This is a genomic window from Stenotrophomonas sp. YJH_SMC_122, from assembly GCF_059369535.1.
This window is the reverse complement of sequence record NZ_JCAFST010000006.1, coordinates 111,158-129,603: the sequence shown is the minus strand read 5'-3', so window position 1 is coordinate 129,603 and position 18,446 is coordinate 111,158. Positions and strand designations below refer to the sequence as shown.

The window sequence follows — 18,446 nt, the reverse complement described above, 5'->3', positions numbered from 1 at the left end:
CGCCGGGTGCGACAGGGCGTCGCAGGTACGCGGCTGCCGGCCGGGCAGGGGCGTACAATGAGCGGCTGCGCGAGCCTCCCGCGTGCCTGTGATTCCGCGCCTGGCGCGGCTGCCCGATGATCATCCGACCCCGTCCCCACGGCTGGCAACTGCTGTACATCCTGCGCGGCTCGATCGTCAAAGCGATCGCGCCGAAGGTGCTGGCCATCCTGATCCTGTCCATTGCCGTGGCGGCCGTGGTGGAACTGGCCCCGCCGACCGGCATCGAACGCGTGTCGGTCACGCCGTTCACCCTGCTCGGCCTGGTCCTGTCGATTTTCCTCAGCTTCCGCAACAGCGCCTGCTATGACCGCTGGTGGGAAGGCCGCAAGCTGTGGGGCCAGCTGGTCTACGAATCGCGTTCGCTGGCCCGCCAGGTGCACCTGCTGCTGGCCGATGACGCCGGCCGCCGTCGCCGCATCGCGTACCTCACCACCGCGTTCGCCCATGCGTTGGCCGCGCGCCTGCGTGGGCGCATCGTGGCCCTGGCCGCCTTGCCATGGCTGGACAAGCCGCAACGCGAGCAGCTGGGCCAGCGCGAGAACGTGCCGGATGCATTGCTGTCGATGATCGCTGCCGAGCTGGCCCAGGCGCTGCGCGCCGGCGAGCTCGATCCGATCCTCTACACCCAGCTGGAGGAGCGCCTGCACGCGATGTCGTCGATCCAGGCCGGCTGCGAGCGCATCCTCACCACGCCGCTGCCGTTCGCCTACACCCTGCTGCTGCATCGCTGCGCGTGGATGTTCTGCGTGCTGCTGCCGTTCGGCCTGGCCAGTTCGCTGGGCTGGGGTACGCCGGTGCTGTCGGCGGTGCTGGCCTACGCCTTCTTCGGCCTGGACCAGCTGGGCGAAGAAATGGAAGACCCGTTCGGCCTGGAGCCGAACGACCTGCCGCTGGACGCGCTGGTGCGCACGATCGAGATCGACCAGCTCGACGCGCTCGGCGAACGCCCCTTGCCCGAACCCCTGCTGCCGCAGGGTTACCTGTTGCAATAGCCACTCCTCGGAGCCTGCCATGTCCCATCCGCTTTACCGCCCGCGCCGCATGCGCCACGACGAGTTCTCGCGCCGCCTGATGCGCGAGAACACGCTGACCACCGACGACCTGATCTACCCGGTGTTCGTGCACGAACTGGCGGGCCGCACCGCAGTGCCGTCGATGCCGGGCGTGGAGCGGCTGTCGATCGAAGAGCTGCTGAAGGTGGCCGAAGAGGCGCTGGAGCTGGGCATTCCGGCAATCGACCTGTTCCCGGTGATCGACCCGTCGCTGAAGTCGCTGGACGCGTCGGCGGCGTGGGCCGAGGACGGCCTGGCGCAGCGTGCGATCCGCGCATTGAAGTCGCGCTTCCCGGAACTGGGCGTGATGACCGACGTGGCGCTGGACCCGTACACCACCCACGGCCAGGACGGCATCATCGACGACAAGGGCTATGTGCTGAACGACATCACCGTGGAAGCGCTGGTCAAGCAGTCGGTGTCGCACGCCGAGGCCGGTGCGGACATCGTCTCGCCGTCGGACATGATGGACGGCCGCATCGGCGCGATCCGCCGTGCGCTGGATGCCGACAACCACATCAACGTGCGCATCATGGCCTACTCGGCCAAGTACGCTTCGGCGTTCTACGGCCCGTTCCGTGATGCGGTGGGCAGCGCGTCCAGCCTCGGCAAGGCCGACAAGAAGACCTACCAGATGGACCCGGCCAACGGCGACGAGGCCCTGCGCGAGATCGCGCTGGACCTGGAAGAGGGCGCCGACATGGTGATGGTCAAGCCGGGCATGCCGTACCTGGACCTGGTGCGCCGGGTGAAGGAGACGTTCGGCGTGCCGACCTTCGCCTACCAGGTCAGTGGCGAGTACGCGATGATGAAGGCCGCCTTCGCCAACGGCTGGCTGGACGAGCGTGCCTGCGTGCTGGAGTCGCTGCTGGGCTTCAAGCGGGCCGGTGCCGATGGCGTGCTGACCTATTTCGCGCCGCAGGTGGCGCGATGGCTGCGCGAGCGCTGACAATAGCGCCACGATAGACGGAGGACTGCGCGATGGGACCCGAACTGGGATGGATGCAATGGCTGATCTGGGGCACCGGTACGCTGGTGTTCGGTGCCATCATCGTCGGTGTCTTCATCGCTGCCTGGCGGGCTGGCAAGCGCCCGCCGGAGCAGCTTTCCGCCGCCCGCCACGTGGCCCGTGAGCAGGCCCTGCCGGATAGCGTGCAGGCCGAGCTGGCCGCGTTGAACCAGCGCAAGGACAACGGCCAGTTGAGCGAGATGGAGTACGAGCAGTTGCGCGCCAAGGTGCTGTCGCGCTGACGGGCAATCCCCGGGGTCGGATCCCTTTCCGCAGGAAAGGGCTCTGACCCCTTCGCGGGCGCCATCCACGCATGGCGTGGATCTACCGCACGCACCCGGCCACCGCCGCCACCCTCGGCACCGCCAACCGGTACACGTCCACGCCACCGGCGCGCGGCGCCTTCGCCGCGCTGCTGGCCACCATCATCTCGCCGGGCTTGGCGTTGTCGATCACCGGCGCGCCGGTCCAGCCGCCGGCCTGGTTGAACGACAGCCCCAGCGGCTGCAGCGCCACACCGCTCCACGCACAGCCGCTGCTCCAGACCTGCGCGGTACTGCCGTGGCCGCGGCTGAACACCACGGCGCCGTCATGGCCCAGCCAGTCGCCGTCGGTCTCGTCGTCGGCGCTGTTCAACGCGCTCAGTGCGGTGGCCGGGCCACGCACGCCCTGCGCATCCAGCGTCGCTACGAACAGATCCCAGCCGGCGCCATGGCCTTGCTGGCGGGCAAACAACAGCTGCTTGCCATCCGCGCTCAGGGCCGGCCCGCGCTCTTCCCGGCGCCCGCCGTCACCGGCCAGCGGCTGCGCCGGGCCCAGCCGGCCATCGGTGGCCAGCGCAGCGCGGTACAGCGCCAGCGCGCCCTCGCGACCGGCCGCGAACAGCAGCCAGCGGCCGTCACGGCTGAAGTAGGGATCGCGGGCTCCACCGGCCACGCCGACCGGCAGTACCTGTGCCTGCTGCCAGCGACCGTCCACCACGCGCGCGTGCCACAGGCCCCAGCCGGCCTCGCCGCGGCGGGCGAAGACGATGCGCTGGCCATCGGCGCTGATCGTGGCGCGGCCTTCGTCGGCGCGGGTCGAGACCACGCCCATGCCTTCGATGCCGTACTCGTTCAACGCCATCGCCACGGGGGCAGAGAGTAGACTGGCGGCGAGCACCAGCAGGGGCGGGGTGATGCGCATCATCCGGTTCCGTGCACGAAAGAGCATCAGTCTAGCCAGCTTGAGGATTCCATGACCGACCGTTACGCCGTCTTCGGACACCCCGTTGCCCACTCGAAGTCGCCGCAGATCCACGCGACGTTCGGTCGCCAGGAAGGCATCGCCATCGACTATCGCGCGATCGACCTGGCCCCGGAGGCGTTCCTGGCCGGCCTGGAGGCCTTCGCTGCCGAGGGCGGTGTCGGTGCCAACGTCACCCTGCCGCACAAGGAAACCGCGTTCTCGGCATGCACCACGCTGACCGCACGGGCGCGCCGCGCCGGATCGGTCAACACGCTGCTGCGCAAGGGCGACCGTTGGCACGGCGACACCACCGATGGCATCGGCCTGGTGCGCGACCTGACCGACCGCCACGGCCTGGATCTGCGCGGCCGCCGCGTGCTGATGATCGGCGCCGGTGGCTCGGCGCGCAGCGTCGCCCCGGCGCTGCTGGATGCCGGCATCACCGAACTGGTGGTGGTCAACCGCACGCCGGAGCGCGCCGACGAACTGATCGACGCGATGGGCGAGCCGGGCCGCGCGATCAGCCGCTACTGGGAAGACCTGCGCGAGCTGGGCGACTTCGAACTGATCGTCAATGCCACCTCGGCGGGCCGCGACCGCGACGTCGAGTTCAAGCTGCCGCTGTCGCTGGTCAATTCGATGACCACCGCCGTCGACCTGAACTACGGCGAGGCCGCCATCGCCTTCCTGGCCTGGGCCCGTGCGGCGCAGTGCCGTAACACCGTCGACGGCCTGGGCATGCTGGTCGAGCAGGCTGCCGAGAGCTTCCTGCAGTGGCACGGCGTACGCCCGCAGACCGACGAGGTCTACCAGGCGCTGCGCCAGGGCCCGGCTGTGTTGGCCGGCGAGGACTGATCGATGGACGGCACGACCCTGATGGTGACCGTGCTGAGCATGGTCGGTGTGCGCCTGCCGGTGCTGATCGCGCTGTGCGTCGGCCTGGTCTGGGTGGTCGGTGCACCGCGCGATGCCACCCGCACCGGCGCGCTGGTCGGCCTGCTGCTTTTGCTGTTGTCCAGCCTGGGCGGCCTGGCCGCGGGCCTCCTGCCGATGTGGCTGGTCAGCAGTGGCAACTTCAGCGCCATCTCGGGCATGAGCGCCATCTTCGGCGTACTGCACTTCGCGCTGGCGATGGTCGAGGCCATCGGCGTGGTGCTGCTGGTGTGGGCGCTGGTGCGCCTGCTGCGGCTGCGCGGCAACGCGGTGCAGTGACACCCCGGTGACGGCCCAGGGCCGTCGCCAGCAGCGTACGGTGTGTTCATCCAGCCGCCGGGCGTCGCCGCTGCCCCGTTCAGGCAGCCAGCGGCGGCGGACATGGCCGGCCATGCGACAATGACCGGCCCGATCCAGCCACGGTAATTCCCGGCGTGACCGAAACCGTCGCCGCTCCGCGCACGCTCGATGACACCTTGAAGGACGCGATCCGCAAGGCGTACACGACGCTGCAGGCCAATACCCCCGGCTTCTCCACCCGTCGCTCGCAGAGCCAGATGATCGGCGTGGTGTCGCGCGCGCTGTCGAAAAGCGGTGGCGTTGGCGTGGTCGAGGCGCCGACCGGCGTCGGCAAGAGCTTGGGCTACCTCACCGCCGGCGTACCCATTGCGCTGGCCACCAGGAAGAAGCTGGTGATCAGCACCGGCACCGTAGCGCTGCAGTCGCAGCTGGTTGAGCGCGATATCCCGAATTTCCTCAAGGCCACCGGCCTGGAAGCAACCGTGGCGCTGGCCAAGGGCCGTACCCGCTACCTGTGCACGCGCAACGCCGCCGAAGCACAGGGCGAGGGCTCGCAGGGCGGCATGTTCGAGGATGATGCACCGCTGTTCGACCGGCCGCTGGCGCCGATCGAGATGGACATCGCCAAGCGCCTGACCGACGCCTTCACCGGCGGCAGCTGGGACGGCGATATCGACAATGCGCCGGAGACCATCAGCCCCGGCCTGCGCAGCCGCATCACCACGCCGGCTTCGGGCTGCGCCGGGCGCCGTTGTGCGTATTCGGCGCAGTGCGCGGTGCTGCGTTCGCGCAATACCGTGCGCGATGCGCAGATCGTGGTCACCAACCACGCGCTGCTGCTGTCGGCGTTGTCGATCGGTGACAGCGACAACGGCCAGCCGTTGATTGCGCCGCCGTCGGACATGCTGCTGGTGCTGGACGAAGGCCATCACATCGGCAACGTGGCCATCGACCAGGGTGCGGCCAGCCTGGCGCTGGATGAAATGGCCAAGCGCACCGGCCGCCTGCAGATCCTGATTGCCGGTGCCTACCGCGCGGTCGACAAGGACCGCCTTGGCAATCTGCTGCCGAACGAAGCGATCGAGGTCGCCAGCAACGTCGCCAAGCAGCTGCGCGCGTTCCGCGATCACATCGAGCGCGTGTGGATGCCGGCACCGGCGGACGAAGAGCCGATGTGGCGCGCGGCCAACGGGCGCCTGCCCGAGGCCTGGCGCGAGCCGATCGAGGCGCTGGCCGACGATACCCGCAGCCTCTACAACTGGGCGCATGCCGCCACCGCGCAGGTGGCCAAGGGCAAGCCGGACGATGCCGCACGCGAGCGCCTGCAGCGCAACCTGGGCATGGCGCTGGAAATGATCGAGCAGCAGTACAACCTGTGGCAGGCCTGGCGCCGCGAGGACAAGGACGGCGCGCCGCCGATGGCGCGCTGGGTCACCGCCACCCGCGACGGCGACCTGGTGCTGCACGGCTCACCGGTGTCGGCCGCGCACGTGCTGCGCAAGCTGCTGTGGGATGAAGTGGACTCGGTGGTGATGACCTCGGCGACGCTGACCGGCGGTGGTGATTTCCAGTCGCTGGCGATCGACAACGGCATTCCGGAAGAAGCCGAGATGGTCTCGCTGTCGTCGCCCTTCGACCTGCCCAACCAGGCCGAGCTGATCGTGCCGAAGTTCCCGGTTACCCCGGACGACCGCGAAGGCCATCCGCGCGAAGTGGCGCGCTATCTCGACACCGAGCTGGACTGGCGCAAGGGCTCGATGGTGCTGTTCACTTCGCGCTGGAAGATGGAGAAGGTGGCCGGTCTGATGCCGGCCGCGCGGCGCAAGCAGGTGCTGGTGCAGGGCGAGATGTCCAAGACCCGCCTGATCGAGGAACACCTGCGGCGCGTTGAGGCAGGCGAAGGCTCGGTGCTGTTCGGGCTGAATTCGTTCGGTGAAGGCCTCGACCTGCCCGGCGAAGCCTGCACCACGGTGGTGATCACCCAGGTGCCGTTCGCGGTGCCGACCGACCCGCAGACCGCCACCCTCAGCGAGTGGTTCGAAGGGCGTGGGCTGAATGCCTTCAACCTGATCGCCATCCCGCACGCGCTGCGCACGCTGACCCAGTTCGCCGGCCGCCTGATCCGCACCTCCACCGACACCGGCCGCGTGATCATCCTCGATTCGCGGCTGCTGACCCGCCGCTACGGCAAGCGCATCATCGACGCGCTACCACCGTTCAAGCGCGTGATCGGCTGAAAAAAGGGACGGAGGGGATTAAGTCGTTTCAGGCACAGACGACTTAATCCCCTCCGTCCCCTTTTTCACAGGTGCCGGCCAGCGGCCGGCACTACCGCGCAGGGATCAATCGCCGAGCAGGGCGGTGTTGCGTACGGCGCCCTTGTCGGCGCTGGTGGCGAGCAGGGCGTAGGCCTTCAACGCGCTGGTGACCTTGCGCGGGCGCGGCGCGCGTGGCTTCCAGCCGCTCGCATCGGCGTCGGCGCGGCGCTGGGCCAGCGTGGCCTCATCCAGCAGCAGGTCGATGCGGCGGGCCGGGATGTCGATGCGGATGCGGTCGCCGTCTTCCACCAGGCCGATGACACCGCCACTGGCCGCTTCCGGCGAGACGTGGCCGATCGACAGGCCCGAGGTGCCGCCGGAGAAGCGGCCGTCGGTGAGCAGCGCACACTGCTTGCCCAGTCCCTTCGATTTCAGGTAGCTGGTCGGGTACAGCATCTCCTGCATGCCCGGGCCGCCCTTCGGCCCTTCGTAGCGGATCACCACCACCTCGCCCGGCTGCACCTCGTCGGCGAGGATGCCGGCGACGGCGGCGTCCTGGCTTTCATAGACGCGCGCGGGGCCTTCGAACACGTGGATCGATTCGTCCACGCCGGCGGTCTTCACCACGCAGCCATCGACGGCCAGGTTGCCGCGCAGCACGGCGAGGCCACCTTCCAGCGAATACGCATGTTGCAGCGAACGGATGCAGCCCTCGGCGCGGTCCAGGTCCAGCGCGGGCCAGCGCGTGGCCTGGCTGAAGGCCTCCTGGGTGGGGATGCCGGCCGGACCGGCCTTGAAGAAGGTATGCAGGGTGTCGTTGTCACTGCGCACCACGTCCCAGCGTTCCAGCGCTTCGGCCAGGCTGGCGCTGTGCACGGTCGGCACTGTGGTATCGAGCAGGCCGGCGCGATCCAGCTCACCGAGGATGCCGAACACGCCGCCGGCGCGGTGCACGTCCTCGATGTGGTACTTCGGTGTGTTCGGCGCCACCTTGCACAGCTGCGGGACGCGTCGCGACAGCGCGTCGATGTGGGTCAGGTCGAAGTCGACCTCCGCTTCCTGCGCTGCGGCCAGCAGATGCAGGATGGTGTTGGTGGAGCCGCCCATGGCGATGTCCAGGGTCATCGCATTGGCGAACGCGGCCTGGGTGGCGATCCCGCGCGGCAGCGCGCTCGGGTCTTCGCCGCCATACCAGCGGTGGCAGAGTTCGACGATCAGGCGGCCGGCGCGGCGGAACAGCGCTTCGCGGTCGGCGTGGGTGGCCAGCGTGGTGCCGTTGCCCGGCAGCGACAGGCCCAGCGCTTCGGTCAGGCAGTTCATCGAGTTGGCGGTGAACATGCCCGAGCAGGAACCGCAGGTGGGGCAGGCGCTGCGCTCGAACGCCGCGACCTTCTCGTCGGAGGCGCTGTCATCGGCGGCCACCACCATCGCGTCGACCAGATCCAGCTTGTGCTCGGACAGCCTGGTCTTGCCCGCTTCCATCGGCCCGCCGGAGACGAACACCACCGGGATGTCCAGGCGCAGCGCGGCCATCAGCATGCCGGGGGTGATCTTGTCGCAGTTGCTGATGCACACCAGTGCGTCGGCGCAGTGCGCGTTGACCATGTACTCCACGGCGTCGGCGATGATCTCGCGGCTGGGCAGCGAGTACAGCATGCCGTCGTGGCCCATCGCGATGCCGTCGTCCACGGCGATGGTGTTGAATTCCTTGGCGACGCCACCGACCTGTTCGATTTCGCGCGCGACCAGCTGGCCGAGGTCCTTCAGGTGCACGTGGCCGGGCACGAACTGGGTGAAGGAGTTGGCGATGGCGATGATCGGCTTGTGGAAGTCGCCGTCCTTCATGCCGGTGGCACGCCACAGGGCGCGGGCGCCGGCCATGTTGCGGCCGGCGGTGGAGGTGCGGGAACGGTATTCGGGCATGGCGGGCGGAACGGGCGGGCCGTACGGCGTGGGGGTCGCCCGATCATGGCCAATTTTTTCGGTTGCTGCTGCAACCACCTTCACCGCTTGCAGCGGCTTGGTGGTCCGCGCATTTCCCCTTATCCCCGCGCCTGCGGCGCGCCCCCTTGAACAACAAGGGGGCTTCTCGCCGGAGACTTGGCTGCGCGCGCCGGGCATAGCGGGGCGCCGCGGGGCGTGTGCCAACCAAGGTTGGCACCTACCAGTGCGGTGTGCCGCCCGGGGTCGGATCCCATCGCAGCGCGATGGGCTCTGACCCCAATGCCGACGAAAATGAAAGGCCGTTCATCTTTCGCACTTTGCCGATTCCGGTTGCTCGCCCGGATTTGGCATCATTGGGGCATTGATCCATCGACAGGGCATGAGGCCATGAAACGTTCCCGCACCACCGCGCTGCTGCTGATGAGCGCCGCGCCGCTGCTGTTCACCGCCTGCCAGAAGGAGCCGGAAGTGAAGGTGCAGGAAGGCCTGTACACGTCGGTCGAGGCCTGCACCGAGGCCACCGGTGACCCGTCGTCGTGCCGCAATGCCTTCGCCGAAGCGCAGAAGCAGGCCGCCGATGCGGCGCCGAAGTACGCCAGCAAGGAAGCCTGCGAGAAGGATTACAAGCCGGAGCAGTGCGTGCAGCAGCACACCTCGGCCGGCACCTCGTTCATCGGCCCGATGATGATGGGCTTCTTCATGTCGCAGATGCTGAGCAACCGCGGCGGCCTGGCCCCGCAGGCGCCGGCGTCGGCACCGGCCTACCAGGACAAGAACGCTGGCTGGGCGCGCCCGGCACCGGGCGGCACCGGTGGCCTGAACACCGCCAGCGGCATCGGTGCCGGCAAGGCCGGCCTGACGCCGGTCACCAGCGAGCCGAACCGTGCGGTCACTGCCAGCCGTGGTGGCTTCGGCAACACCAGCGCACGCCGCAGCACCAGCGGCAGCTACGGCGGCTGACCGGTCCATGCAGCGCATCCGGATTGCCGAGCGTGCCCAGTGGCGGGCACGCGCGGAGGAAGCGGGTTTCCGTTTCCATACCATCGATGGCCAGCCCTACTGGGATGAAAGCGCGTACTACGCGTTCACCCTGCGCCAGATCGAACAGGACATCGAAGACCCCAGTGCCGAGCTGCACCAGATGGCGCTGGACCTGGTCGGTGATGTCATCGGCAGCGAGCGGTTGATGGACCAGCTGGCGATTCCGTCGCATTACCGCGACTGGATCGCCGACAGCTGGCGCCAGCGCCAGCCGCACCTTTACGGCCGCCTGGACCTGGCCTACGACGGCACCGGCCCGGCCAAACTGTACGAGCTGAACTACGATACGCCGACCTCGCTGTTCGAGGCCAGCTTCTTCCAGTGGCAGTGGCTGGAAGACCAGCGCAACGCCGGCCGCCTGCCGCAGCATGCCGACCAGTTCAATGCGATCCATGAGGCGCTGGTCGAGCGCTTCGGCGAACTGGCCACGCGGCTGCCGCCGCCGCTGTACTTCAGCGCGGTGGGAAGCTCGGAAGAAGACCGCGGCACGGTCGAGTACCTGCGCGACTGCGCGTCGCAGGCCGGCCTGCATGGCCAGGCCATCGCGATCGAGGACATCGGCCTGTCCGAGGATGGCCGCTTCACCGCGCTGGATGATTCGGTGATCGGCACGCTGTTCAAGCTGTATCCGCTGGAAGACCTGATGGCCGAGGAATTCGGCCGCGCGCTGCCCGCTTCGGGCGTGCAGCTGCTGGAGCCGGCCTGGAAGGCGGTGCTGAGCAACAAGGGCATCCTGCCGCTGCTGTGGCAACGCAACGTGGGCCATCCGAACCTGCTGGAAGCGCATTTCGACGACGGCAGCGCGCTGGCGTCGGGCTGGGTGCGCAAGCCGCTGTTCTCGCGCGAAGGTGCCAATATCGAGATGCACCTGGCCGATGGCAGCACCCAGCGCAGCGACGGTCCCTACGACGGCCCGGCGATCATCCAGCGCGCCCACCCGCTCACCCGCTTCGAAGGCGGCTACCCGCTGATCGGCAGCTGGGTGGTGGGTGACCACGCCTGCGGCATCGGCATCCGCGAGGACGACAGCGCGATCACCCGCGACAGTGCGCGCTTCGTGCCGCACGCGATCGTCGACGAGGCGCCAACGCGGATCTACGTCTGATGACGGTGCGGCGCCCCCAAGGACGACGAGGACGAGCGACGCCGGTGGCAGGGCGACATTTTGATGATGGTCGTGGTCTTCGGTCGTTCTCCGACCGGGTCGCCGTGCGCTGCCATCGTTGCGATACGCCGGGCTGGGTGGTTACCAGCAAGACTTGCTGCAGGACGTCAGCGCGGTTCCGCTGCACCGGTTGCAGTGCGTCCCTGGATGGCACGGACTGGGTCGGTGCGATGCGCCTGCAGGGACATCGGCCGTGCGGCTACTGCGGGCATCAATGGCTGTGCGTCAATCGGCACATTGCATCGGGTGTACCCGCACCGACCACTTTTCCTGCTCGCTGTGAGCAGTGCGGACGAACCAGTGATGTTTCGGTCACGGCTTCCCCGCTGCGTGAAGCAGAGGCTGCAGATCCGCATTTCGGTCTGCCGCTGCGCCTGGTCGAATCGACCCGCGCGGGCCTGCTGTGGGCCTACAACGCCGAACATCTGCAGGCACTGCACGAATACGCGGGCGCGACGCTACGCGAGGGCCGCGGCCATCATCGATCCATGTTCTCGCGCCTGCCGCAGTGGATGAAGCTGGCCCGCAACCGGGTGCTGCTGCAGCGTGCGGTGGAGCGGTTGCAGCGGCGCTTGCTGCAGGGGTAGGTAGTGCCGGCCGCTGGCCGGCAGCCGAGCATGGGCTCGGCGTTACGGACAACCCGATTCGTGTAGAGCCGAGCCCACGCTCGGCTCAGAGCAGCCCTTCGCGCTTCACCGCCAGATAGCGCTCCACCAGCGCGCCGGGCAGGGCGTCGGCGGTGACGTCCAGCACCATCACCTTCTCGCTGCGCAGCGCTTCGTGCGCCTTCGCGCGCTGCTGCAGGTACAGCGCGGCGGCACCGGCCTGGGTGGCGTCTTCCAGTGTCTGCACTTCGCCCTCCAGCACGCCGTCCAGCTCGCGCTCGCGCAGGCTGGCCACGCACACCAGGTGGCGCCGTTGCAGCAGGCGCACCGCCGCCAGCAGGTCTTCGATGTCCTCGTCGCGCACGTTGCTGACCAGCATCACCAGTGCTCGCCGGCGCTGGCGCAGCGACACCTCGGTGGCAGCGGCCAGGTAATCAGTGGCCACCGCGCGCGGCTGCAGGTCGTAGCTGGCGCGCAGCAGGTGCTCGACCGTGCCCATGCCACGCTGCGGCGCGACCCAGCGGCGTTCGCCACCGGCAGCGAACAGGCCGGCGGCATCGCCCTGGCGCAGCGCCAGGTAGGCCACCACCAGCGAGGCATTCAGGGCATGGTCGAAGTGCGAGAGCCCGCCTTCGCTGGCCAGCATGCGCCGGCCACTGTCGAGCATCAGCAGCAACTGCTGGTTCTTCTCGTCCTGGTACTCGCGCGAGATCAGCTTGCGCGCGCGCGCGGTGGCCTTCCAGTCCAGCTGGCGCAGGCTGTCGCCGACGCGATACTCGCGCATCTGGTGGAAGTCGGTGCCTTCACCACGGCGGCGCTTCACGTGTGCACCGACCAGCCGCGAGGCCTGGTCGGCACTGAACAATGCGAAGCGGGTGAGCGGGACGAAGTTCGGATAGACCCGCACGTCCAGTACGGGCGGCAGCGTGCGTTGCTGCCACCACAGGCGCCACGGCGAGCGCATGCGCAGGTGCACGCCTTCGAAGCGGAAGTGCCCGCGCTGCAGCGGCTGCAGGTGATAGTGCAGCGTGGAGGCGCTACCGGCCCGCAGGCGCGCGCGCTGTGGCAGCGATTCCAGCGGCCAGCCGCCGGGGACCAGGTCGAACACCTGCACCGTCATCGCTTGCTCGGCCTGCAGCCGCAGCGCCGCCTCGCGGCGCACGCCCAGCGCCAGCGCTTCGGGCAGTTCGCGCTGTACCTGCGGCGACGCACGCCGCGACTGCCGCCACAGGTCGAACAGCGCTGGCAGCGCGATGGCCACGGCGGCCAGCGCCCAGCTCCAGCGCGGCAGCAACCCGCCCAGCACCAGGCCGCCCAGGGCGGCCCAGGCCAGCAGCAGCGCCAGCAGCAGCGGGGCCGGCCTCATCGGCGCGGTGCTTCCACCTTGGCCAGCAGTGCGCCCAGCACATCGTCGGCGTCCTGGCCCTCGATCTGCAGTTCCGGGGCCAGCGCGATGCGGTGGCGCAGTGCCGGGCGGGCAATGTCGCGCACGTCGTCCGGCGTGACGAAGTCACGGCCGGCCAGCACCGCCTGCGCGCGCGAGGCACGCACCAGCGCGATGCTGCCGCGCGGGCCAGCGCCGACCGCGATGCCCGGCCACTGCCTCGTGGCCGCCACAATCCGCACCGCGTAGTCGATCACTTCGTCATCGACGGTGATCGCCGCGGTCGCACGCTGCAGTTCCAGCAGCTCGCCAGCCCCCAATACACGCGGCACCTGGCTCAGGTCGAAATCGCTGGCGGCACGGCCACTGGTGATCGCGGTCACCATGCGCTTCTCGTCCTCCAGCTGCGGGTAGTCGATCAGCACCTTCAGCAGGAAGCGGTCCAGCTGTGCCTCTGGCAGCGGGTAGGTACCTTCCTGCTCCAGCGGGTTCTGCGTGGCCAGCGCCATGAACGGCGGCGCCAGGGTGAACGCCTTGCCTTCGATGGTCACCTGGCCTTCCTGCATCACTTCCAGCAGTGCCGACTGGGTCTTGGCCGGCGCACGGTTGATCTCGTCGGCCAACAGCAGGTTGGTGAACACCGGGCCACGGCGGATCCTGAAGCTCTCGCTCTTCGGGTCGTACACCGCGTGGCCACTGACGTCGCTGGGCATCAGGTCAGGGGTGAACTGCACGCGGCCGTAATCCAGCTCCAGCGCCTGCGCGAGCGCACGCACCAGCAGGGTCTTGCCCAGCCCGGGAACGCCCTCGATCAGCACGTGGCCACCGGCCAGCAGCGCCACCAGGATCTGGTCCAGCACCTCGGCCTGGCCAATGAAGGCGTGGCCGACGGCATCGCGGATGGCATCGACGCGTTCGATCAGGCGGGCATTGGCGGCCGCCGGCAGCTCGGGAACTTCGGTCATAGCAGGGATCTCATCTGGAGCAGCAAGCGGATGCGCTCGCGCAGGGCGGAGGAATCGTGCGGCGGAGGGGGCGTGAGCGCGCTGGCAACGCGGCCTTGCGGCCACTTCAGCAGTTCGGCGATGGCCTGTTCGCGGGGGGCGCCCTCCAGTGCGGCAGCCACCGGCGCGCGCAGGCGCAGGCGATGCAGGAACAGGGCGAGCACGGCGTCATACAGGCGCGCGCCGTGGCCGAAGCGCAGCAGCAGCTCGCCGCTGGCACGCACGTGTTCCAGCAGCGAGCGGCGTTCCAGCACCGGCGACGGCAGGCGGCTGCCGAAGCGTTGCGAACGGCCCCACAGCCAGCCCAGCAGCGCCAGCAGCAGCGGCGCCCACAGCGGCCAGCCGTGGTAGAACAGGCGCGCCCACAGCGACGGCGGGCGGCTGGCGTAGACCAGCCAGAAGGTGCCCTTGCCGTAGTTCGGATCGAGCAGATAACGGGTCAGGTCGCGGTGCGAGAGATCGTGCAGGCCATCACTGGCCTTGCCCGCGGCCGACGCCAGGCGTGCCGCCGGCGAATCCACCTCGCCGCGCATGAATTCCATGTCGGCCAGCACGCTCACCTTGCCCTGCCCGTGGCGCAGTCGCGCGAACACCAGGTTGCGCTCGTTGCCCCAACGCCGTTCGGCTCGTGTACGGGCTGCAAAGCCCAGCGTGAAGCGGCGACCACCGCAGAACTCCACATGGCTGGGATCGTCGATGACGTGGAACGGCTGGCAGTCGCTCTGCTGGTACAGGCTGTCCACGCCCAGCTGGTCCAGCAGCGGTCCCTGCGTACTGCTGGCGTCGTCCTCGGCGGGCGGCGGCGTACGCACCAGCAGATGGCCACCCCCATCGACCCAGGCCAGCAGGGCCCTGGCCGCCGGTACCGGCAGTTCGCTGCTGTCCTGCAGCAGCACCACCGTATCGCGCGGACCCAGCGCCATCTGCTGCAGGTCCAGCCGCGGCCGCGAGTGCACGTCGATGCCATCGGCACGCAGGGCCTGGCCAAGCACGTACAGCGGGTTGTAACCGGCCTCGCCCTGCGGCGGCAGCTGTACGGTCTCGGTCACGCGTTCGTGCGTGCGCAGGTAAAGGATCGTCAGCGGCACGCCGAACAGCACCAGCGCGCCCAGCAGCAGCGACCAGAACAGGCGCGGGCTCATGCCAGCCACCGGTACTGCTGGCGCAGGGTGTCGGCCAATGTATCGAAATCGGCGCGGCTGGGCAGGCGGCCACCGTAGGCGGCGTACTGCCACATGCGCACGATGCGCGCGAACAGCTCGCGGTCGGTGGCATCGGGCATGCGCCGCGACGCGCGCAGGCATTGCGCTTCGGTGGCACCAGGCGGAAGCGCGATGCCGCTGCGCTCGCCCACCGTGCGCACGCTGGCGCGGTACAGCAGGGCCAGCGCCTGACGCGGCCGGCCCTGGTCCCACAGCAGGCCGGCCTGGGTGGCCACGTCCGGCGGCAGCACGACCGGCAGCTCCACCTGTTCCTCCACCACCGGCGGTGCAGCGTCGGCCTTGCGCCGGCCACTGCCGCGCAGCCACGGCAGCCACAGACGAGCGGTCAACGACAGCACCAGCAGCAGGACGCCCAGCAGGCCCCACAGGCCCCACTCGGCCAGGCGCGCCAGCCAGGCAATGCCGGCCTTGCGGTTGCTGCGCTCGCCCTTGTCGCTGCCGTCGCTCTGCAGCGCCTTGTCTTCCTTCTTTTTTTCCTCGGCCTGTTCGATCGGCTTCCAGCGCGTGACCTGGCGGGTCGGGCGCTGCAGCGGATCTTCATAGGCGCGGTTCACCGCCTGGCGGAAACCGGCGGTGTCCACCGGCGCCGCACCGAAGATCATCGCCGGCGTATTGGCCGGGTCGTTGTCCGCAGTGGCGGGTTCTTCCGCGCTGTCCTCGTCCTCTTCGGCATCGTCGGCCTGCTCAGCGACCGTCTGCGCGTCCTGCGCATGCACTGGCGCGGAGGCCAGTGGCAGGGCAAGGCACAGCAGCAGCACCAGCGTCGATGCTGCCGGCAGCAGCCGCTCGCGCAGGCGGCGCAGGGCGATCTCCACGTCCCACGCTTCCATCTGCGTACGCCGGTTCAAGTACAGGCCGAAGCCGGCGCCGACATAGAACGGTCCGATCAGCACCGATGCCAGCCAGCACGCCAGGTTGAAGCCCAGCTGCGCCCAGGCAGGCGTGTCCTGGCCGATCATGTCCCATGCGGCACGCCATGATTCGGACATCAGCTCCAGTGGCATGAACATGAACACCGCGCCGATCGCACCGGACACCAGCACCGCTTCAAAGGCCATGCAGGCCACGGTCAGCACGACGGCGGCGCCCGCGGCACCGGCCGCCACGGCGCGGCGGCGTGCACCGCGCTGGGCCGGCGCGTTGCCTTCCAGCAGGTTCACCGGCAGGCACAGGCTGCGCAGCACGCTGAAGCGGCGCCAGCCCAGGTAGCCCCAGAAGCCTGCATTGCCCCAGCTGCGCTGCGCGCGCAGCGCTGCCAGCGCGCCCACCGGCTCACCGAAGATGCCGCGCGACAGCACGTACAGCGGTGCGCGCTCGAACAGCGGCTTGCACCACCACATCGCCAGCCACGCCCACCCGAACGCATCCAGCCACCAGCCCAACGCGTTGAAGATCGCGAACAGCGGCGCACTGGCCAGCAGCCAGCTGCCCCACACCGCACGTGCGTGGCGGCGGGACAGGGCGCTGCCCAGCTCCATTGCTTCCCAGCCGCTGCGCGCGCGCAGCGCCACGTCCAGGTGGTCAATGCGCATTGCCGCCTCCGCGCCCGCCGCGCCACAGCCACAGCAGCACGCCGGCCCACAGCACGCCGGCCACGCTGAACTTGCCCCACGCCGGCACTTCGGCAATCGACGACCAGAACGCTTCGATGAACGCGGCCACCAGCAGCATGAACGCCACGCCCAGGCACAGCCGGGCCCCGATGCGGCCGCCCTCGACCAGTGCATCCAGGCGGCTGCGCCGGCCGGGGGCCAGCAGTTTCATGCCCAGCTGCAGGCCGGCACCGCCGGCGATCACGATCGCGGTCAGCTCGAAGGCACCATGGCCTGCGACGAAGCGCCAGAACGGATCGCCATGGCCGATGTGCTGCAGGTGGCCGGCCACCGAACCGATGATCACGCCGTTGAACAGCAGCACCAGCAGCGTGCCCAGGCCGGCCAGCAGGCCACTGGCGAAGGTACGCAGGGCGATGCTGATGTTGTTCAGGATGTAGTGGCCGAACATCATCCAGTCCGTGCCGCTGTCACGCCCGAGGCGTTCGGCCGCTGGATCGTACATGCGCTCCATCTCGGCGATCTGGCGGTTGTCCATCACCATGTGGATCAGGTCCGGGTAGAGCTGCGCCAGCACGAAGCAGGCCACCGCCGGCAGCGCGAACATCGCCAGTGCCACCCACATGCTGCGCGCCTGGCTGCGCACCAGCAGCGGGAAGTCGGCCACCAGGAATTCAAGTGCACCGCGCCAGCGCGTCGGCGGCGTGCGGTACAGCACGCTGTGGCCCTGCTGCATCAACTGCTGCAGGCGCTGCACCAGCTGCGGGCTGTAGCCGCGCTCGCGGGCCAGTGCCAGCTGCTGGCACAGGCGCCGGTAGCGCTGCGGGAAGGCGGTGTCGTCCACCGCCAGCGCGCTGGCCTTGCGCCGCGTGCGGCGCGCAGCACCAGCACGCAGCAGCAGCCAGTGTTCCAGGTCCTGCCATTCCTGCTGGTAGCGGGCGACGAACTGTTCCTGCTTCATCGCCGCCCCAACAGCCAGTTGGCCATGGCATACAGGCGCAGTACGCCGACCTGGCCGTGGGTGCCGGTCAGCGGTTCGGCGATGCCGGCCAGTTCCTGCTGGCGGGCCGCCGACAGCCGTGGCGCGCGCTCGGCGAAGGCCATCAGCGCGGCCTGCTCTTCCGGTCGCAGCGGCTGCGGCGGGGCCAGCACGCTGTCGATGGTGGGCGGAGGCGGCAGGTACAGCACGGGCGCATGCACCACCACGGTGCCGGCCACCAGATCGCCGAGGCGACGGCCATGGGGATCGAACAGGCTGCTGATCAGGCCCAGTGCATAGCCGAACGGCAGCATGTCCACGGTGCGCAGCAGGTTGCGGGTGATGGCGGCCATCCAGCCCACCGGCGCGCCATCGCGCGCGAGCACGCGCAGGCCCAGTGCGCGCTTGCCGAGGGTACGGCCCCACCGCGCTTCGCAGACGATCGGGTAGGCCCAGTAGACCAGGAACATCAGCACCAGGCCGAGCCCGGAGCCGAACGAATCCAGCAGTGCCAGCGGAATCGACATCAGCACCAGCACCGCGATGCGCACGCCCAGATCGATCAGCCAAGCCATCGCCCGTGGCACCGGGCCGGCGGCCGGCAGCTGCAGCGGCACACCCTCCGGCGTCACCACCTCGCGGTAGGTATCGAGCATCGGTGCGGCCATCAGTGCGATGGCCTTCGTTGTGGGCGCCGGAGTCCTCTCCGGCAGGCAGCCACAGGCAT

Annotated in this window: 17 protein-coding genes; 9 read left to right on the top strand and 8 right to left on the bottom strand. The window is 69.3% G+C overall.

The window, feature by feature from the left end:
• Positions 1–116 precede the first annotated feature (116 nt).
• The 3 genes from AC5P66_RS10280 to AC5P66_RS10270 are packed head-to-tail and all read left to right on the top strand — an operon-like array spanning position 117 to position 2,345.
• Positions 117–1,034, top strand: a complete 918-nt coding sequence (locus AC5P66_RS10280) for a bestrophin family protein (protein WP_049414399.1) — start codon at positions 117–119, stop codon at positions 1,032–1,034.
• Between the two features lie 19 nt (positions 1,035–1,053).
• Positions 1,054–2,043, top strand: a complete 990-nt coding sequence (gene hemB, locus AC5P66_RS10275; RefSeq protein ID WP_049414398.1) for a porphobilinogen synthase — start codon at positions 1,054–1,056, stop codon at positions 2,041–2,043.
• 32 nt (positions 2,044–2,075) lie between these two features.
• Positions 2,076–2,345, top strand: coding sequence for a hypothetical protein (locus AC5P66_RS10270; protein WP_005411545.1), 270 nt, complete (start codon positions 2,076–2,078; stop codon positions 2,343–2,345).
• An 82-nt stretch (positions 2,346–2,427) separates the two neighbouring features.
• Here AC5P66_RS10270 and AC5P66_RS10265 read toward each other — a convergent pair whose 3' ends face one another.
• Positions 2,428–3,291 carry a TolB family protein gene (locus AC5P66_RS10265; protein WP_049414397.1) on the bottom strand — a complete coding sequence of 288 codons (864 nt, stop codon included), beginning with the start codon at positions 3,289–3,291 and terminating at the stop codon, positions 2,428–2,430.
• A gap of 48 nt (positions 3,292–3,339) precedes the next feature.
• Between AC5P66_RS10265 and aroE the strand changes: the two genes are divergently transcribed.
• The 3 genes from aroE (at position 3,340) to dinG (ending at position 6,800) form a co-directional block, all read left to right on the top strand.
• Entirely contained in the window at positions 3,340–4,185 is an 846-nt protein-coding gene (gene aroE / locus AC5P66_RS10260; protein ID WP_049414396.1) for a shikimate dehydrogenase, read from the top strand.
• Between the two features lie 3 nt (positions 4,186–4,188).
• Positions 4,189–4,542 (top strand): hypothetical protein, encoded by a 354-nt coding sequence (locus AC5P66_RS10255; RefSeq protein ID WP_049439388.1) that lies wholly within the window; start codon positions 4,189–4,191, stop codon positions 4,540–4,542.
• Positions 4,543–4,697: 155 nt separating this feature from the next.
• On the top strand, positions 4,698–6,800 hold the full coding sequence (dinG, locus tag AC5P66_RS10250) for an ATP-dependent DNA helicase DinG (protein WP_099494952.1): 2,103 nt from the start codon (positions 4,698–4,700) through the stop codon (positions 6,798–6,800).
• 105 nt (positions 6,801–6,905) lie between these two features.
• Here dinG and ilvD read toward each other — a convergent pair whose 3' ends face one another.
• Positions 6,906–8,744 (bottom strand): dihydroxy-acid dehydratase, encoded by a 1,839-nt coding sequence (gene ilvD / locus AC5P66_RS10245; RefSeq protein ID WP_099494953.1) that lies wholly within the window; start codon positions 8,742–8,744, stop codon positions 6,906–6,908.
• Between the two features lie 408 nt (positions 8,745–9,152).
• On the opposite strand from ilvD, the gene AC5P66_RS10240 reads away from it, so the two are divergent.
• Genes AC5P66_RS10240 through AC5P66_RS10230 form a run of 3 tightly spaced genes read left to right on the top strand, consistent with a single transcriptional unit; the run spans position 9,153 to position 11,558 of the window.
• Positions 9,153–9,725, top strand: a complete 573-nt coding sequence (locus AC5P66_RS10240) for a DUF1190 domain-containing protein (RefSeq protein WP_049439485.1) — start codon at positions 9,153–9,155, stop codon at positions 9,723–9,725.
• Positions 9,726–9,732: 7 nt separating this feature from the next.
• Positions 9,733–10,911, top strand: coding sequence for a glutathionylspermidine synthase family protein (locus AC5P66_RS10235; protein ID WP_049414391.1), 1,179 nt, complete (start codon positions 9,733–9,735; stop codon positions 10,909–10,911).
• Complete coding sequence (locus AC5P66_RS10230) at positions 10,911–11,558, top strand: hypothetical protein (protein WP_111096717.1); 648 nt, start codon at positions 10,911–10,913, stop codon at positions 11,556–11,558. The genes AC5P66_RS10235 and AC5P66_RS10230 overlap by 1 nt, the downstream gene beginning before the upstream one ends.
• 85 nt (positions 11,559–11,643) lie before the next feature.
• On the opposite strand, the gene AC5P66_RS10225 is transcribed toward AC5P66_RS10230, so the two are convergent.
• Genes AC5P66_RS10225 through AC5P66_RS10200 form a run of 6 tightly spaced genes read right to left on the bottom strand, consistent with a single transcriptional unit; the run spans position 11,644 to position 18,387 of the window.
• Positions 11,644–12,942 carry a DUF58 domain-containing protein gene (locus AC5P66_RS10225; RefSeq protein WP_049414389.1) on the bottom strand — a complete coding sequence of 433 codons (1,299 nt, stop codon included), beginning with the start codon at positions 12,940–12,942 and terminating at the stop codon, positions 11,644–11,646.
• Entirely contained in the window at positions 12,939–13,925 is a 987-nt protein-coding gene (locus AC5P66_RS10220; RefSeq protein ID WP_049414388.1) for an AAA family ATPase, read from the bottom strand. The genes AC5P66_RS10225 and AC5P66_RS10220 overlap by 4 nt, the downstream gene beginning before the upstream one ends.
• Positions 13,922–15,106, bottom strand: coding sequence for a DUF4350 domain-containing protein (locus AC5P66_RS10215; RefSeq protein WP_099494958.1), 1,185 nt, complete (start codon positions 15,104–15,106; stop codon positions 13,922–13,924). Before AC5P66_RS10215 ends, AC5P66_RS10220 begins: the two co-directional genes overlap by 4 nt.
• Positions 15,103–16,719, bottom strand: a complete 1,617-nt coding sequence (locus AC5P66_RS10210; protein WP_049439477.1) for a DUF4129 domain-containing protein — start codon at positions 16,717–16,719, stop codon at positions 15,103–15,105. Before AC5P66_RS10210 ends, AC5P66_RS10215 begins: the two co-directional genes overlap by 4 nt.
• Positions 16,709–17,701 carry a stage II sporulation protein M gene (locus AC5P66_RS10205; protein ID WP_049414385.1) on the bottom strand — a complete coding sequence of 331 codons (993 nt, stop codon included), beginning with the start codon at positions 17,699–17,701 and terminating at the stop codon, positions 16,709–16,711. The genes AC5P66_RS10210 and AC5P66_RS10205 overlap by 11 nt, the downstream gene beginning before the upstream one ends.
• Positions 17,698–18,387, bottom strand: coding sequence for an RDD family protein (locus tag AC5P66_RS10200; RefSeq protein ID WP_099494960.1), 690 nt, complete (start codon positions 18,385–18,387; stop codon positions 17,698–17,700). The genes AC5P66_RS10205 and AC5P66_RS10200 overlap by 4 nt, the downstream gene beginning before the upstream one ends.
• Between the last annotated feature and the right edge of the window lie 59 nt (positions 18,388–18,446).

What these genes read in the sequence shown, in the direction of transcription:
- AC5P66_RS10280 (WP_049414399.1), top strand. Translation starts at nt 117, where the DNA reads ATGATCATCCGACCCCGTCCCCACGGCTGGCAACTGCTGTACATCCTG.
- hemB (WP_049414398.1), top strand. Translation starts at nt 1,054, where the DNA reads ATGTCCCATCCGCTTTACCGCCCGCGCCGCATGCGCCACGACGAGTTC.
- AC5P66_RS10270 (WP_005411545.1), top strand. Translation starts at nt 2,076, where the DNA reads ATGGGACCCGAACTGGGATGGATGCAATGGCTGATCTGGGGCACCGGT.
- AC5P66_RS10265 (WP_049414397.1), bottom strand. Translation starts at nt 3,291, where the DNA reads ATGATGCGCATCACCCCGCCCCTGCTGGTGCTCGCCGCCAGTCTACTC.
- aroE (WP_049414396.1), top strand. Translation starts at nt 3,340, where the DNA reads ATGACCGACCGTTACGCCGTCTTCGGACACCCCGTTGCCCACTCGAAG.
- AC5P66_RS10255 (WP_049439388.1), top strand. Translation starts at nt 4,189, where the DNA reads ATGGACGGCACGACCCTGATGGTGACCGTGCTGAGCATGGTCGGTGTG.
- ilvD (WP_099494953.1), bottom strand. Translation starts at nt 8,744, where the DNA reads ATGCCCGAATACCGTTCCCGCACCTCCACCGCCGGCCGCAACATGGCC.
- AC5P66_RS10240 (WP_049439485.1), top strand. Translation starts at nt 9,153, where the DNA reads ATGAAACGTTCCCGCACCACCGCGCTGCTGCTGATGAGCGCCGCGCCG.
- AC5P66_RS10235 (WP_049414391.1), top strand. Translation starts at nt 9,733, where the DNA reads ATGCAGCGCATCCGGATTGCCGAGCGTGCCCAGTGGCGGGCACGCGCG.
- AC5P66_RS10230 (WP_111096717.1), top strand. Translation starts at nt 10,911, where the DNA reads ATGACGGTGCGGCGCCCCCAAGGACGACGAGGACGAGCGACGCCGGTG.
- AC5P66_RS10225 (WP_049414389.1), bottom strand. Translation starts at nt 12,942, where the DNA reads ATGAGGCCGGCCCCGCTGCTGCTGGCGCTGCTGCTGGCCTGGGCCGCC.
- AC5P66_RS10220 (WP_049414388.1), bottom strand. Translation starts at nt 13,925, where the DNA reads ATGACCGAAGTTCCCGAGCTGCCGGCGGCCGCCAATGCCCGCCTGATC.
- AC5P66_RS10215 (WP_099494958.1), bottom strand. Translation starts at nt 15,106, where the DNA reads ATGAGCCCGCGCCTGTTCTGGTCGCTGCTGCTGGGCGCGCTGGTGCTG.
- AC5P66_RS10210 (WP_049439477.1), bottom strand. Translation starts at nt 16,719, where the DNA reads ATGCGCATTGACCACCTGGACGTGGCGCTGCGCGCGCGCAGCGGCTGG.
- AC5P66_RS10205 (WP_049414385.1), bottom strand. Translation starts at nt 17,701, where the DNA reads ATGAAGCAGGAACAGTTCGTCGCCCGCTACCAGCAGGAATGGCAGGAC.
- AC5P66_RS10200 (WP_099494960.1), bottom strand. Translation starts at nt 18,387, where the DNA reads ATGGCCGCACCGATGCTCGATACCTACCGCGAGGTGGTGACGCCGGAG.